At 33.5% G+C, this 15736-nt stretch carries 16 protein-coding genes and 1 other RNA gene; 5 read left to right on the top strand and 12 right to left on the bottom strand.

Going from position 1 to position 15736, the window contains the following annotated elements; all coding sequences use genetic code 11:
* Positions 1–104: 104 nt before the first annotated feature.
* Complete coding sequence (locus AC1RPW_RS05165; RefSeq protein ID WP_409022266.1) at positions 105–683, bottom strand: TMEM175 family protein; 579 nt, start codon at positions 681–683, stop codon at positions 105–107.
* A 249-nt stretch (positions 684–932) separates the two neighbouring features.
* Here AC1RPW_RS05165 and AC1RPW_RS05160 point away from each other — a divergent pair, with 249 nt between their 5' ends.
* Positions 933–1229: a bacteriocin immunity protein gene (locus tag AC1RPW_RS05160; protein WP_481761412.1), complete on the top strand. Its 297-nt coding sequence runs from the start codon at positions 933–935 to the stop codon at positions 1227–1229.
* Positions 1230–1561: 332 nt separating this feature from the next.
* Here the strand turns inward: AC1RPW_RS05160 and ssrA are convergent.
* Positions 1562–1932: a transfer-messenger RNA gene (gene ssrA / locus AC1RPW_RS05155) on the bottom strand.
* A gap of 124 nt (positions 1933–2056) precedes the next feature.
* On the opposite strand from ssrA, the gene AC1RPW_RS05150 reads away from it, so the two are divergent.
* The gene (locus AC1RPW_RS05150) at positions 2057–2686 is read left to right on the top strand and encodes an NAD(P)-dependent oxidoreductase (protein WP_481761413.1); all 630 of its coding nucleotides are present in this window, start codon (positions 2057–2059) and stop codon (positions 2684–2686) included.
* A gap of 97 nt (positions 2687–2783) precedes the next feature.
* Here AC1RPW_RS05150 and AC1RPW_RS05145 read toward each other — a convergent pair whose 3' ends face one another.
* The 4 genes from AC1RPW_RS05145 to AC1RPW_RS05130 all read right to left on the bottom strand — a co-directional run bounded on the left by AC1RPW_RS05145 (position 2784) and on the right by AC1RPW_RS05130 (position 6316).
* Positions 2784–3590 carry a Cof-type HAD-IIB family hydrolase gene (locus tag AC1RPW_RS05145; RefSeq protein ID WP_409022263.1) on the bottom strand — a complete coding sequence of 269 codons (807 nt, stop codon included), beginning with the start codon at positions 3588–3590 and terminating at the stop codon, positions 2784–2786.
* Positions 3591–3691: 101 nt separating this feature from the next.
* A complete protein-coding gene (locus tag AC1RPW_RS05140) occupies positions 3692–4498 on the bottom strand; it encodes a Cof-type HAD-IIB family hydrolase (protein ID WP_481761414.1) in 807 nt (268 codons plus the stop codon).
* A 33-nt stretch (positions 4499–4531) separates the two neighbouring features.
* A complete protein-coding gene (locus AC1RPW_RS05135; protein ID WP_409022261.1) occupies positions 4532–4810 on the bottom strand; it encodes a hypothetical protein in 279 nt (92 codons plus the stop codon).
* 123 nt (positions 4811–4933) lie between these two features.
* Positions 4934–6316, bottom strand: a complete 1383-nt coding sequence (locus AC1RPW_RS05130) for a L,D-transpeptidase family protein (protein WP_481761415.1) — start codon at positions 6314–6316, stop codon at positions 4934–4936.
* Positions 6317–6756: 440 nt separating this feature from the next.
* On the opposite strand from AC1RPW_RS05130, the gene trpX reads away from it, so the two are divergent.
* Genes trpX through AC1RPW_RS05115 form a run of 3 tightly spaced genes read left to right on the top strand, consistent with a single transcriptional unit; the run spans position 6757 to position 9415 of the window.
* Positions 6757–7758 (top strand): tryptophan ABC transporter substrate-binding protein, encoded by a 1002-nt coding sequence (gene trpX / locus AC1RPW_RS05125; RefSeq protein ID WP_481761416.1) that lies wholly within the window; start codon positions 6757–6759, stop codon positions 7756–7758.
* Positions 7755–8648, top strand: coding sequence for an ABC transporter permease (locus tag AC1RPW_RS05120; RefSeq protein ID WP_481761417.1), 894 nt, complete (start codon positions 7755–7757; stop codon positions 8646–8648). Before trpX ends, AC1RPW_RS05120 begins: the two co-directional genes overlap by 4 nt.
* Complete coding sequence (locus AC1RPW_RS05115) at positions 8645–9415, top strand: ABC transporter ATP-binding protein (protein ID WP_481761418.1); 771 nt, start codon at positions 8645–8647, stop codon at positions 9413–9415. Before AC1RPW_RS05120 ends, AC1RPW_RS05115 begins: the two co-directional genes overlap by 4 nt.
* 36 nt (positions 9416–9451) lie before the next feature.
* Here AC1RPW_RS05115 and AC1RPW_RS05110 read toward each other — a convergent pair whose 3' ends face one another.
* From AC1RPW_RS05110 to AC1RPW_RS05085, 6 genes are all read right to left on the bottom strand, one after another.
* Positions 9452–10618 carry an MDR family MFS transporter gene (locus tag AC1RPW_RS05110; protein ID WP_481761419.1) on the bottom strand — a complete coding sequence of 389 codons (1167 nt, stop codon included), beginning with the start codon at positions 10616–10618 and terminating at the stop codon, positions 9452–9454.
* 27 nt (positions 10619–10645) lie between these two features.
* Positions 10646–11920: a cation:dicarboxylate symporter family transporter gene (locus AC1RPW_RS05105; protein ID WP_481761420.1), complete on the bottom strand. Its 1275-nt coding sequence runs from the start codon at positions 11918–11920 to the stop codon at positions 10646–10648.
* A gap of 141 nt (positions 11921–12061) precedes the next feature.
* Complete coding sequence (locus tag AC1RPW_RS05100; protein WP_481761421.1) at positions 12062–12544, bottom strand: universal stress protein; 483 nt, start codon at positions 12542–12544, stop codon at positions 12062–12064.
* A 41-nt stretch (positions 12545–12585) separates the two neighbouring features.
* Complete coding sequence (locus AC1RPW_RS05095; RefSeq protein ID WP_409022253.1) at positions 12586–12759, bottom strand: hypothetical protein; 174 nt, start codon at positions 12757–12759, stop codon at positions 12586–12588.
* Between the two features lie 56 nt (positions 12760–12815).
* Positions 12816–13967 carry an aminotransferase class I/II-fold pyridoxal phosphate-dependent enzyme gene (locus tag AC1RPW_RS05090; RefSeq protein WP_481761422.1) on the bottom strand — a complete coding sequence of 384 codons (1152 nt, stop codon included), beginning with the start codon at positions 13965–13967 and terminating at the stop codon, positions 12816–12818.
* An 89-nt stretch (positions 13968–14056) separates the two neighbouring features.
* A complete protein-coding gene (locus AC1RPW_RS05085; RefSeq protein WP_481761423.1) occupies positions 14057–15736 on the bottom strand; it encodes an oleate hydratase in 1680 nt (559 codons plus the stop codon).

The following is a 15736-nucleotide window of genomic DNA, read 5'->3' as shown; positions in this document are numbered from 1 at the left end:
GGACATACAAAAATCCCTCCATGATTATCGGATGAAATTATATTATTTCATCTGACAACCATAAAGGGATTATTACACAAGAAATTTCTTGTTGGAACTTTTTTTCATTTGTCTTTATAGAAATTTTCAATTAATCGATTAGGTATAAACCAAATTGATGGTACAATCAGACAAAAAATTAACACCAACTCTGGTTTAATAAATACTGACATCAATCCAATAAGTGAAAAAGATAACGACACCCATGTTTTATTGTCATTTTTAATTGCTTTTGCTAAATTTGATTCAGGCCCATTTGCTCGAAGTAATTCATTAGTTAATACTACATACATAATATTAAATAATAGAAAGACAAGGCCATATAAAAAGGCAGGCGCAAATTTATTATAATGTTCACCAACCCAGCTTGTTGCAAATGGCATGAATGACATTACAAACATAAATCCAGTATTAACAATCAACACCCGCCCATTGATTTTATCCGCCAATTGAAACATGTGATGATGATTATTCCAGGTGACACCAATTAAAAAGAAACTTAATACGTAAGCTAAAAAAGTACTTTGAAGCGGTATTAAATCTGAAAATGTGTCTCCCTCTGGTGCTTTTAACTCTAAAACCATGATTGTCATAATAATAGCAACTACAGCATCTGTGAACGCTTCAACTCTACCTTTTGACATACGAACCCCCTAAATTTTTATAAATTTAGTATTACAAAGATTAGTCATTAAATCAACTAAAAATAATTCCACTTTTTAAAGATAAAATATACTTCCAACAAATATGGCAGGCATAAACTGGTAGGTTAATTTATATTTTAATGATCAACTGGGACCATATTTATCATTTATTATGTTAACTATTTCTCTTTAATTTATATATTTTAATATATTATTAGTTAATACAAATAAATTAAGGAGTTCTAGTCTATGAATAAATTAAAATGGTTTTCCGGCGGAGATGATCGTGGAAAACAGGCCGAACAAATTATTACCGATTTATTAACTGATTTAAGTACAAATAATGGTAATAATACACTTAAAATTACGTTACAAGCTTATCTCGAAGAACTAAAACAAAAACGTTCTTCTGTTCCATTCATTTTAAGTCGCATGAACTTAGATCTTTCTAAAGCCATCAGGAATGATGAACAACCTTTATCTGACAATCAATCTAAAAAATTAAAAGAGTTAACCTCTATCTCCAATATTAGATATGGTTACTAACTATATTCTTTCTTGGTTTATACCTTTATTTTAATATAAAGTTCGTAAAAAACGACTACTTACAAAAATAATCCTTTGTAAATGGTCATTTTTTGTGTCCGTAATTTCTAACAAATTAATTTATTTTTTCATAATAGACCTCTAATTTTATGGCAAAATAAAAAAGATAACTCGTCGAATCAAGTCATCTTTTCATCTGTTATGTTGAATAGGATTGTCAAAAATCACCTTAAAAACACCTTAATTTGCATTCAAACTCATTCAATCTTATTCAAACTTTTAAAATGCAAAAGTGATATTTTATAAGGCTTTTCAACCTTATTCAAACTGTAAAATGGAGATGGCGGGAGTCGAACCCGCGTCCAAGCATATTGCCACTCAAACATCTACGTTCATAGTTATACTATTTAAAATTCGCCAACCGTAGCGCCGTATAACAGGGCTAACACGTCTGACTAACCTGATTAGTCTCTTTTAACTTCTCCAGGTGGAAGAAGTTAACGTAAGTCCACTTAATTTAGGACCCAGATCTAGCACATGGACGATACTAGGAGGATCTACGTTAGAGCGCTATTAAGCAGCTAAAGCGTAAGTATTACTATTATTTTTTGCAGTTATAATTTAACTGAGCGTTTTAACGAAGACGCAAACTTCGAAACGCAATCCAAGCTCAACCTATACCTGTCGAATCCTGAACATCCCCATAACAACTATAAACATACCATATTTATCAGTTAAAATAAAGATGTAACCTGACGACTTATTCTTTGACAAAAAAATGTCATTCAACTATTGTGAAGACAGTTACTTAGAAAGGGAGTTATAAAATGAAAATTGGAATTATTGGTGCAACTGGTAAACAAGGACAATCTACATTAAAAGAGGCAGTTTCTCGTCATTTAGATGTTACTGCTATTATTAGAAATAAAAGCAAATTAACAGAAGATGTTCCTTTTATAGAAAAAGATCTTTTCAAGTTAACAACTGCTGATTTAGAATTATTTGATGTTATTGTAGATGCTTTTAACGCTCCATTTGGTCAAGAAAATCTTCATCAAACATCATTAAAACATTTAACGGATATCTTAGCTGATACTAAGGTTAAGCTCGTTATTGTTGGTGGCGCAAGTAGTCTTTTCGTTGATTCTGAAAAAACACTGTTACTTGGTGATACACCTGACTTCCCTGAAGGTGCTAAAGCAACAGCCAAAAATATGCGTGATGCTTTAGTCACACTCCGTACCGTTTCAAATGTAGATTGGGTCTATATTTCACCAGCTGCATTTTTCAATCCTAGTGGCGAAAAAACAGGCCACTATCAAATTGCCGGTGACGTTTTAACAATGAATTCACAAGGTAATAGTGAAATTAGCTATGCCGACTTCTCTATCGCATTGGTTGATGAAATTGAATCTAATTCACATCATCAAGAACGTTTTAGCGTTGTTTCTAAATAAATTTAATTATCTGCCACTTTCACAAGAAAGTGGTTTTTTTTGTAAAAAAATAAGTGATAATCATCACTTATTTTTACGTCATTATCTAAATTATATTTTAATATTTACCTGCTAAAACGTCATCAATTAAATCTAAGACGCTATCATCTTGATTTGAACCGATACGATGATTTGCCATTTTAGCTGCCATATTTGAAGACTTTTCCATTGCAAAACTTAATGGTGTGTATGCCAACATCTCAGCATCATTATCATTATCTCCAACGGTTACTACTTCATCATCTTTTACATCCCATAATTCTTGCAAAGCATTTAACCCATTTTGTTTTGTTGCCTCTTTAACATTGATATCAATAAATCCAAAACCAGAAACTTTTGCAACTAATGATTCATCAACATTTTCTTTTAATTTAACCGCAAATGTTTTATATTCGTCAATGGGGCCATTAATCGTAACTTTAGAAATAGTTTTTTCAACCTTACTTAAATTAGGGACCTTAATAATGTCTGGATAGTACGTATTAGCCATTTCTACAAAGTTATCAGACTCACTTGCATCAATATACCCACTCTCATCTGTTGATGCTAAGATTCCATAATTTGGCGATACCTTTTGGATATATAAAACTGTTTTTTCAAATACGGCTGGATCAATATTAAATGATCTGATATGGGTGTTGCCATCATAAATAACCGCACCGTTATCTGAAACGTAACCTATTTCACCAGAGATACGTTTAAAAATATCTTTAATTTTCATAACTTGATTTCCACTTGCTACCACGAAATGAATCCCTTTATTTTTTAGTTCAACTAATTGGTGACTAAATCTAACTTCATCAAACGTTTTATTATCTCTTAAAAATGTACCATCTAAATCCACTGCAATTATCTTGACTGTCAAAATTACATTCCTCCGATTATGCTTTAATAACTCTATTATACTGCATAAGTAAACGGATACAAAGAACTAAAAAGAAACGCCCCTTGGAAAAGAACGTTTCTTTACAATTTATGATTTAAAATATCATCAATGCTATCCAAAACACTATCATTTTGATTCAACCCAATGATGTGTTTTGCTGTTTTTTTAGCTAACTTTGATCCGCTAGCCATAGAAAAACTATTCGGCGTGAACGCCAACATTTCTTGATCATTATCATTATCCCCAAATGTCGCAACTTCTTCATCCAAGATTTGCCAACGATTTTGTAGTAAATTTATGCCGTTTTTCTTTGTCGCGTTCACTAAATTAATATCAATATAACCAAATCCAGACGCTTTTGCTTGAAGTTTATTATTCATTTCAGTATTTAATTGTAATGATATTCTTTCATATAACGACACGGGAAAATGACCCGTCAGCATAGAAATTCCTTGATTAAGTGATACCAAATTATCGACTCCGGTTACTTTCGGATAATAATCATTTACATCTTGAATAAATGTATCAGATTCCCGTTTATCATAGAAACCTCCTTGATTATTAACCGCTAATAGTCCTATTTCAGTGAATGTTTCCTTCAAATACTGAATCGTTTCTTGATAGAGACTATTTTCAAAAATGTATTCTTTCAATAACTCTTTTGCATCTTGAATGACTGCTCCATTTTCAGCAACGTAACCAATTTTATCTTTAATTTCTTTAAAATATTGTTCAATGGCTAAGGTTGGATTCCCACTTGCTACCACAAAATGTATTCCCTGTTGTTGCATCCTTTCAAATTGATGCGAAAATCTTTCTTTATCGTATGATTTATCATCCCTTAAAAATGTACCATCTAAATCTACTGCAATTAATTTAATCGTCATCCCTGCCACCTCTAACGTTATTATACATGATTTCTATACATAACTATATTCTTCAAATGGCGTATCAAACCAGTCATAACGCATTATAATTTGCATGACTCGATTCACAGGAATCCACAATCCCGACCGTAAAATATCTTTCATTGTCTCTAGAAATATCTTGTCATTTTTTGTACTATTTGGTTGTTTAATTTTTATAATTTCTGAATTTTCAGTTTTTACAGTAATAATATGATTGTTCAACGCAATGACTTGTGCAGAAACGATATTATCACTTATTAATTTATTATCTTTGTTTTTATCTATTTTCATTTTGTTAAACTTCCTTTCTGGTATAGGTTCATACTACCTTGGCTTTATGACTTATCTATGAAGTTATTAATAATAAATCATTAAAAAAAGCTTAACCAGTTTAAGAACTGATTAAGCCTTAAATTAATAAACAACAACAGGTTCGTTTTGTGAAACGTTCGCAAATAAAGTTGCCATTGCGGCTGGTTTTGTATTAACACAACCACCAGAACCATCTTTAAGATAAGCTGTTTTAGACCAATTTGTTCTCCAACTAGCGTCATGGAAACCAATTCCACTATTTGTGAATTGAGCCCAGTAACTAACTTTGACAGAATAATTAGCTTTACCAACTTCACTACCTTTAAGTATTGATGGCGTTTGTTTGTACATAATATACCAAACACCCTTAGTTGTATCTTCACCAGTACTATGTTTACCAGTTGCAACATCAGTTGTTAAAACAACCTTGCCATTTTTATGGATCCAAACTTTCTGCTGCGCAATTGACACTTCAGCATACGTATCTCCAAGTCCATCATTTGCAGTCGTTGTGTAACCAGTTCCATAAGTATTATAGCCAACACCATATTTATCATTGGTTGCGTCAATAGCTGCAGTACCATCTTCTAACGCTGTCAAAACATGTGTCACTGAGTCATTCATTCCAAGGGCCCAACCATATGATTGTCCACTAACTGGAACAGTACTTCCTGTAGCCGTTTTAAAATTATACTTTTTATTCAATGTTGCTTGTTTCTTATTAATTTCATCTACTTTTGCAGAAATACCACTCGTATCAACAACATATTTACCATCTTCAACAGTTGCTTGCTTAAGAATATCTGCACCCTTCAACGTATACTTCGTTGATTGAACGGTATAAACAGTCTGTCTAGCAGCTAGTGTATCCAATTTTTCAGTATCAGCTTTAACTGTTTTACTGTCAGCAGATAAAGGTTGGAGTTCAGTATCCTTCAACTTCGTAATGCTACTATAGCCAGCCTTATCATAGGCAGCTAAAATTTGCTTAACATTATATTGATTCCCTTTTTTCCCAGGTGTTACTGATACTTTTCCATTTTTTAAAATGGGACTTGCATCAACAGCCACTGTTCTTGTTTTATTTAACTTTGTTAGTTGGGTTTTTAATTGTGCTTTTAATTGATCCTTAACTGTTGTATTCAACTTTTGTGGAACAATCGCATAATTTTTCTTAACATTTGAAGGAAGAATGGTACGTTGCTTCTTCAACAATGCTTTAATCGCTGGCTTATCTTCATCAGTAAAACCAGTTGTTGTATCTTTTGCATCGACTATTTTTGTTTTACCTACATAAATAACATTTTTTGACGTTTCATTTTTTAACTTACTAATAACTTTATCAACACTTAATCCACTGACATCTGTATCATTAATTGTGATGCCTTTATTAAAATGCATACTTTGATTGAAACTTGCTCCACCAAGAATTCCCAAAACTAAAATACTTCCGATACTAATACCAATCTTTAACGATTTTTTCATAGTTTTTCACCTCATATTATGAATTCATAGTGCGCTATTCCCAATAAAAATATCATACCGCACTATGAATGTCGAATCAATTTTGTTGTTTTCTAAATTATACTCTTTATAACTTTTAAAATCTTTTAAATAATATTTGACAATAATATCAGATTTATCTATACTACATTTATCAACTAACTCAGAGAGGAAATCAAGCCTATGACTTATTCACAAGTAAAACTTAATAATCGTTGGCAAAGCCGGTTATTCAGATTGTAGTCTGTTTTTTACAGATATAATCTGTCTATTCAGATTGTATCTGTATATCGGTTTGGTTTCTATAAATCAAAACCCCTGTATGGATATCAGTATATTCATGCGGGGGTTTTGTCTTTCAAGACGGCCCTCGAATCTGAGGACTGTCTTTTTTTATTAAAAATTAAAGGGGTACTTATAAAATGAAACGATTAATTGGAACCATTATTGCGTTATTTTTATTCTTAGTGATTGCTTTTTTCTCAACACTTCAACCAACAACATTTTCAAACGCTAAAGGAGTACCAACAATTGGTATTCTTCAATTAACAACACATCCTGCACTGGATGCGATTCATAAAGGAATTATTGCTGGATTAGAAAAAGAAGGTTACGTACCTGGTAAGTCTGTGAATATTGATTTCCAAAATGCTGAAGCTGATCAAAGTAATTTAAAATCAATGAGTGACAAGTTTAATAATGAAAATGTTAATCTCATGATTGGTATCGCAACACCCTCTGCACAATCTTTAGCTAATGTAACTAAAAAAACACCAATTATTTTAGGTGCCGTTACTGATCCAAAAGGTTCTGGTTTAGTTAGCAACAATCAGAAACCAGGTAATAATATCACCGGTGTTTCTGATCAAGCACCTATTAAAGCACAGTTAGCTTTAATGAAGGAACTAATACCTAATATGAAAACCGTGGGTGTCCTTTACACATCAAGTGACGATTCAGCTACAAAACAGTATCAACAATTTAAATCTGCAGCAATCAAATCAGGCTTAGAAGTTAAATCGGCAACAATTACCTCTACAAATGATGTTGACCAAGTGTCACAATCGCTCGTAGCATCTGTTGATGCCGTTTATGTCCCCACGGATAACACAGTAGCATCAAGTATGCAGACTCTCGTTAAAAATGCGACACAAGCTAAAATTCCAATTTTCCCTGCAGTAGATACAATGGTCAAAAATGGCGGCTTGGCAACTATTAGTATTAACCAATATGATTTAGGTGTAGCCACTGGTAAAATGGCTGCTGCCGTTCTTTCTGGAAAAAGTGTCCCTGCAACAACACCAATTAATTTTGTAAAAAAAGGTGATCTTGTTATTAATTTGAAAACAGCAAAGGCCTTAAATATTACAATTCCACAAGCATTAATTGATCAAGCCAAAAATAAAGGAGAGTTAATCAAATGACAATTATTGTATCTGCTATCGGACAAGGACTCCTATGGGGGGTTTTAGGTCTTGGTCTTTATCTTTCATTTAGAATTTTAGACTTTCCTGATATGACTGTCGAAGGTACTTTTCCAATGGGCGCCAGCGTAACTGTGATTTGTCTAATCCACGGAGTTAACCCGCTTCTGGCCACATTCTTTGCATTTCTAGCAGGGACACTAGCTGGTCTAGCCACCGGGTTACTTTATACAAAAGGTAAAATTCCGATTTTATTAGCTGGAATCCTTGTCATGACAAGTTTATATTCAATTAACCTACGAATTTTAACAAAAGCAAATATCAGTTTACTTGGACAAAATACAATTTTTTCTGCTCACTTTCTAACTAATCTTCCTGCATCTTTTGATTCCGTTGTATTAGGGCTCATTCTGGTTATCATTAGTATTGGCTTACTCGCTTTCTTTTTAAATACCGAATTAGGCCAAGCGTTCATCGCAACCGGTGATAATGAAAAAATGGCCCGCTCACTTGGTATCCAAACCGATCGTATGAAGATTTTAGGACTAATGGTTTCAAATGGCTTCATCGGACTTGCCGGTGGGCTAATCGCGCAAAATAATGGCTATGCTGATATCAGTATGGGTATCGGAACGATTGTCATTGGGCTTGCTGCAATTATTATCGGTGAAGTTGTTTTTGGTAACTTATCATTAACAGCACGTTTGGTTGCCGTTGTCATTGGTAGTATTTTCTACCGATTTGTTATTTTAATTGTATTAACATTAGGCTTTAACGCAAACGATTTAAAATTAATTTCTGCTATTATTTTAGCATTCTGTTTAATGTTACCAACTCTCCGAAAAGCGCTAAGACTAAATACTTTGTTTGAAGGAGGCCATTCAAAATGACTGAACCCATTTTTTCACTTTCCAATATCGTCACTACCGTTAATACCGGTACTTCTGAGGAGCAACAAATCTTAAAAAATTTAAACCTCACCATCAATAAAGGCGATTTTATAACTGTAATTGGTACTAATGGCGCTGGTAAATCGACCCTTTTCAATACAATTGCTGGTAATATTAAACCAACGAGTGGCAAAATTATGTTACGCAATAAAAATATTACGAATGAAAATGATATTAAACGGACAAATTATATTAGTCGTGTTTTTCAAGATCCTAAAATGGGCACAGCACCTAGAATGACAGTCGCTGAAAATCTATTATTAGCCTTAAATCGAGGCAGTCGCCGTCGGTTTAAACCTCGTCATTTAAAACAAAAAATGACGCAATTTCGTGAATTAACCGCAAAGATGCCAAATGGTTTATCAGAACATTTAAATACACCTGCTGGAAACTTGTCTGGTGGTCAACGTCAAACATTAAGTTTTTTAATGGCAACTTTGATTCAACCTGACTTACTGCTACTAGATGAACATACGGCCGCCCTCGACCCCAAAACAAGCCAAGAATTATTAAAATTAACCGCCGAAATTGTTGAACAAGAACAATTATCTTGTCTAATGATTACGCATCACTTAGAGGACGCATTATCATATGGTAATCGAACAATTGTCTTAAATGATGGTCAGATTCAATCTGATTTATCAGGTGAAAAACGTGCCAACCTATCTACGACTGATTTATTAGCCTATTTTAATGATTTAGAATAAAAAATACCACAACCTTATAAAAGTTGTGGTATTTTTTTACGATTTTATATTCGCTTTCTTAGTTGCAATAACAACAACTGCCAAGGCAAGTAAGATTAATAATGTCGAACCAACGAACAAACCGTTGTATGACAATCGTTCAATTACGATTCCACCAACTAATGGTCCTAACGCTTTACCAATAGATGCGGCAATATTAATCGTTCCTTGTGCCTTACCTTCTTGACCTGGCTCGGCCAGTTCATTAATCCATGCCGGAATGGCTGGGAATGCGACCATTTCACCTAACGTCAACAAGACCATTGAAAAGACAAAATGAGAAAAGTCTTTCGCAAAAATAAGTGTTGTAAATGATAACGCAAATAAGCCAACACCCATAATAATTTGTCTAAATAATGACTTAGCAATTGTTCTCGTTACAAGCGTCACTAGTGGTTGTCCAAAAACAATGAGTCCTGCATTAATCGTCCATAATAAACTATATTGACTCAATGGAATATCTAACTTATCCATATAAATTGATAAATTACTTTGCCATTGCTCGTAACTCAACCAAATAACCAGGAATGTTAACCACATTGCGCCGATAATCCAAACTTTGGGATTAACACCAGCTGATTGTTCTGATTTTGTTGGTTTCACTTTTTTTCGTATTGGATCAACTCTATACGCTAAAATAGCAGTAATCAAAAATATTGAATATAAAATTAATGCTGATACAAAGACCATTGTGACACTAACTTCAATCACGTATCCAACTAATAATGTCCCAATAACAATCCCTAAATTTAAAGCTAAATAAAAGAGATTAAAAACATATCGACTATCTTTTCTTCTAATTGTGGCCGCAAATGAATTTAAAATTGTTGCCACAATCCCGTTACCAAGACCCAAAATAACTAGCAAAATTGGGTATGCTGGCCAGCCATGCATGAAAACTAAGCCTAATACGGCCAACCATGCAATTACGATTCCTACCAATGTCGCATAATAAGGCCGCCATTTATCAAATAAATAACCACCAGCATAATTACCAATAATAGTCGCAACTGAGTTTATTAATAGTACAATTCCAGAAAATGTTAAACTTTTACCTAAATAGTTATGCATGTAAATTGTTGTTAACGGCCAGACGAAACTTGAACCTGCGCTACTAATCACTGAACCTATTAACAACCATTTTAATTTAATTTCTTTCGTCATTTTTTTCCGAAAGCCCCCTTTTTAAGGTTACTTAATGTTCAATTTTTCTAAATACTTTTGATTCTTTTCACGATCAAATTCATTTTCTGATTGTGCGATAATAACAGCTGCTAATGAATTACCAACAACATTGACGGTTGTACGACCCATATCTATGATTCTATCAACTCCAGCGATAAAAGCCAACCCCGAAGCAGGAACACCAATAGTTGAGATTGTCGCTAATAGGACGACAAATGATGCACCAGGTACTCCAGCCATCCCTTTAGACGTAATCATTAACACAATCAATAATGTAACTTGTTGTCCAATTGATAAATTAATATGGTATGCCTGTGCCAAAAACAGAGCAGCTATTGACTGATAAATTGCTGATCCATCTAGATTAAATGTATATCCTGTTGGAACAACAAAAGAAACAATTCCCTTTTTAACACCAAAATTTTCCATTTTTTCCATAATTTTAGGCAGTGCTGCTTCAGAACTAGCCGTTGAAAAAGCAAGAATCATTTCATCCTTGATTACCTTTAACAAGACGATTAAATTAATTTTAAATAATTTAGCAACAAGACCCATTACTACAATAACAAAAAATATCATCGTTATATAGGTCACAATAATAAAGAACCCTAATGGTTTTAAAGCAGAAACGCCTAATTGTGCTATTGTGACACCAATTAATGCAAAAACACCGATAGGTGCCAATTTCATTACCCAGTTTGTCACTTTGAACATAACTTCAGATACAGCTGAGAAGAAATCAATAATCGGTTTTCCCTTCTCACCTAGCGTTGCTGTCCCGAGTCCAAATAAAACGGAAAAGAAGATAATAGGCAGCATATCACCTTTAACAAGTGCCTCAAAAATATTAGTTGGCACAATATGCATTAAAATCGTACTCAACCCAGTAGAGGTTGAGTTTTCAGTTGTAACATATTGACTAATATCGACTTTATTTAAAGCTGTAATATCTATAAATTGTCCGGGTTTAGTTAAGTTACCAACAATTAATCCTAATGCAATCGCAATTGTTGTCATAATTTCAAAGTAAATTAATGTTTTTCCACCGATTCTACCTAATTTGTGGATATCTCCCATATTGGCGATTCCGACCACTAGACATGAAACAACAATCGGTAAGACAATCATTTTGATCATATTAATAAAGATGGTTCCCAGCGGTTGAAGTGAGTTAATAATGAGTTTATTTTGATACCCAATAGCACCAATAATAATTCCTAAAATTAATCCAATTAAAATTTGCCACCCAAGACTAATTCGGTACGCTTTATAATATTTCAATTTAACCATCCTCACTATATTTTAATTTACTATGGTTAATCTTATCATATATACGAACAATTATGTTATTTTTTTATTAAAAAAGAGCAAAAAACTGTAAAATGAGTTTTTCGCTCTTTTAACATTCATATTTTTAAAATATTATCTGATGACACTAACGGAACATTGTGCATTTTGAGCCATATAACTAGCTTGAGAGCCAATAAATAATTTCTTTGAATTACTTGGCGTATTCGTTTTTGAACCGCAAATTAGAATATCCGGTTTAAAATCTGGAATAACCTTCTCAACAATTTCAGAACCTGGTCTACCAGCAGAAACAATTGCTTGTACATTTTTAACGCCAAAATCATGCGCCTTATCTACATAGCGTTCGATACTTTCTTCAAGTAATTTTTTATTTTCTTTGATAACAACTGGTGACATAGAATCAAAAATATTCATATCACCTGTCTCTAATATTGAAACAATCCCTAAAGGAATTTGTTGTAACTTAGCTAACGCTACCGCATAATTAAAAGCTAAAATTGATGATTCAGAATCATCCTCATCTATGGCAACTAAAACGCGTTTAAAAGTTACCGGTGTTATGTCAAAGTCCAACTTTTCTAATCTATTATTCATATCGTCACTCCTCACTTGTTTTGTTGCCATTATTGATGATTTTACTTACGCCAGTTACTTGGGCTCCAAAGCTGCCCTTCCATTGAGCCATGCAAGCTCTCAATTTCAACTGACTGATCTTTTAATAGCGCAATTGTAGCTTCAATCAATAATTGGTTTTCTTCTGTTTCAATTTTTTTAAGCTCAGCAATTGTCCAGTCAACATTTCCATCCATTTTAATCACTCCTTTTACTCATACAAACGTACCATAATTAGATTAATAAATTGAATTTAATGCTTACTATTTTCCAAGGCGATGATGAGTTTTGCTAACTGTTCATCACTTGCAGCAAAACTTATTCTAAAGTAGCCCTCACCAAATTCTGTGAATGCACTACCTGGAACAACAGCTACCTTTTCTTTCAGAGCAAGTTGCTGACAAAATTCAACTGACGTTAATTTTAGTTTTTTAGGTATTTCAACGAATAAATAAAAGGCGCCATCTGGTTTAATTAAATTATAACCTAATTTTTCTAAGGCTGTTACCAATCTATCACGACGAATATGATAAGCATCTCTCATTGGTACACTATCTTGCTTCCCATTTTTAACAGCTTCAAGTGCAGCTACTTGTGATAAAGTTGCCGCGGTCGTTACGTGATATTGGTGGACCTTTTTCATAGCATTAATTAATCGTTCTTCAGCTAATACAAACCCAATCCGCCAACCGGTCATTGCATGTGATTTAGACAATCCCATTATTAAAATTGTCCCTTCAGGATACAAATTAGCCATGGAAATATGCGGTTGTTCATAGGTTAACTCGCAGTAAATTTCATCGCTCATCACCCAAATGTCATGTTTTTTCAAAACATCTTTAATAGAAGATAACTCAATTTTACCATAAGAAACACCGGTAGGGTTAGTTGGATAATTAAATATAAATCCAACGATAGCTTTATTCTTATTTTCCTGCAATGTCTTTTCAATAAGCTCTGCCGTTACCCTAAAGTTCGTCGTACGTGTATCCATAAAAATAGGTTTAACGCCTTGTAACTGCATTAATGGCAAGTAAGCTGGATAACAAGGAACTGGTACTAAAATGTAATCTCCTGGTGTTGTTACCGTCTTTAATGCTGTAGCAATTGCCTCAGTTGCCCCAACGGTCACTAAAACATTCTTTGCGTCATAAGCCAATTCAAACTTTTCATTATAATAATCAGCAGTTGCCTGTCGTAATTCTGGATTACCAGCTGAGGCTTCATAATGTGTTTGTCCGTTATCAAGCGCTGTTTTTGTAGCGTCCATAATATGTTGAGGTGTGATGAAATTAGGTTCACCTAACGTTAACTTATCGATACCGTCTATTTTGGAGACCCATTCATCAAATCGACGAATACCTGATAATTGTATCTGATCAGCTACTGTATTTATTTTGATCATTAAGACACCTTCTCCGAATTAGAATGAATCTTAATTATACATCAAAAAAATAACGATTTATAAAAATTCTTATAAATCGTTATTTCAACTTATCTAAACATTGTTTTCGTTGCTTTTGCCAAAACTTTTGGCATTTTTTCATAATGATGTAATGGTGTTAATTGCGTATCTGAAATTCCTAAGAACTTATACACAGCAATTTGTGCACAACGGAACGAATACTGTTCTGTAAAGACCATATCAAATGGCATTTCTGCAAATTGACTAATAAAGGCCAAATTCTTTGAATGTTCAGGTACAACGTCAGGACGATCACCAATTGCGCGACGGTTAAATAAGGCACTCGCATATGGCATATAAACAGGTATAACATTAACAACACTATCCATAATTTCATCTGTACGTTGGCTAATATTATTCGTAGCTGTATCTGTTTGAGCCAAATGGCCTAATAATTCTTCTAACATTTCGCGACCAGTCATCTCGATAAATGGTTTTTGAACAAAATCACCCTTGCGACGAGGATATAAACAGTAACCCCAGAATACAGTCTCATTTTCTTTTTGAGCATGGAAATGAGGTTGATGATGAACCACGATTGATAATAAATTATTACTATCAACCCAGGTATTCAATGCATTACCAGGTTCTTGTTGTGTAATCCGTGCAATTTCATTTACTGCTAAATGATTATCAGTTGTGACTGTAAAACTCATCCATTCACTTTGTTGACGATCATTAAAGAATTTATCTGGTTTACCTAAGTTATAGAAATGTTCAGTAGCTTGTTTCCATAATTTAGCACTAGGTGCATAGTCCATATTTTCCACAATCGGTGTATCAATATCGCCCATTGATGAACTATCTGTAATTGAACCATTCGTATCAAATACTAAATCGCCATCATTAATAATGATTTCGCCGACTTTATTATCATTATCGACTTCTTCATATTCAAGACCAGTGACAACAATATCGTCACGTAAAGCTGTATCTTTAAATTTAAATTCAGTTATCTTACGGTTATCCACAAAGGTTACACCACGGTCTGTAAGATATTTACGCATTGGTAAAATAATACTTTCATATTGGTTATATGGTGTTCTTGTAACACCTTCCAATGTGTTAATACGACTGAATTCAAGAATCATTCGGTTCATATAACGACGTAATTCCATTGCTGAACTTTCCTTTTTGAAGGCAAAAGTTGTTTGCCACATATACCAGAAATTAGTTGTAAACATGTGTGGACTATTTTCAAACCATTTTTCAATACTGATATCATTAATCTCTGATTCCTTTGATTCAGGCATCGTCATTAATTTTGTTAGTAAAACGCGATCTCGTGTATTAAATTGCATATGACGATAATCATTCTTACCGCCTTTATTTCTAATACCATCCATTTTATCAATTAAGCGTGCAATATCATGCGTTGGATGTGCATGATCAAAATCTAAAATTTCATCTGTAACTGTCTTTCCAGGATTATCCAATGATGGCACTTCTCGAAGAACATCCCATAAGTTTTCATATGTTTCTTCATTCAACATACGACCACCTTTAGCTAGGAATCCTTTTTGATTACTCAAACCTTGGTTACCATATTCAGTCACATAATCTTTAACTGCAGCGCCATCATTAGCACCATGTTTTTCTAAACCAAACATCGTAATTTGGTCACCATGCCAGCCACCATCACGAATTAAATAGATACCTGCTGCTAAGTTACCAACACCTGTACCAATCATATATGCTTTTTGAGTCAT

The sequence above is a fragment of the Dellaglioa sp. CoH-55-MRSF-8 genome, from assembly GCF_056782195.1.
Note: the sequence above shows the minus strand (reverse complement) of the source record. Positions and strands in the feature narration are given on the sequence as shown.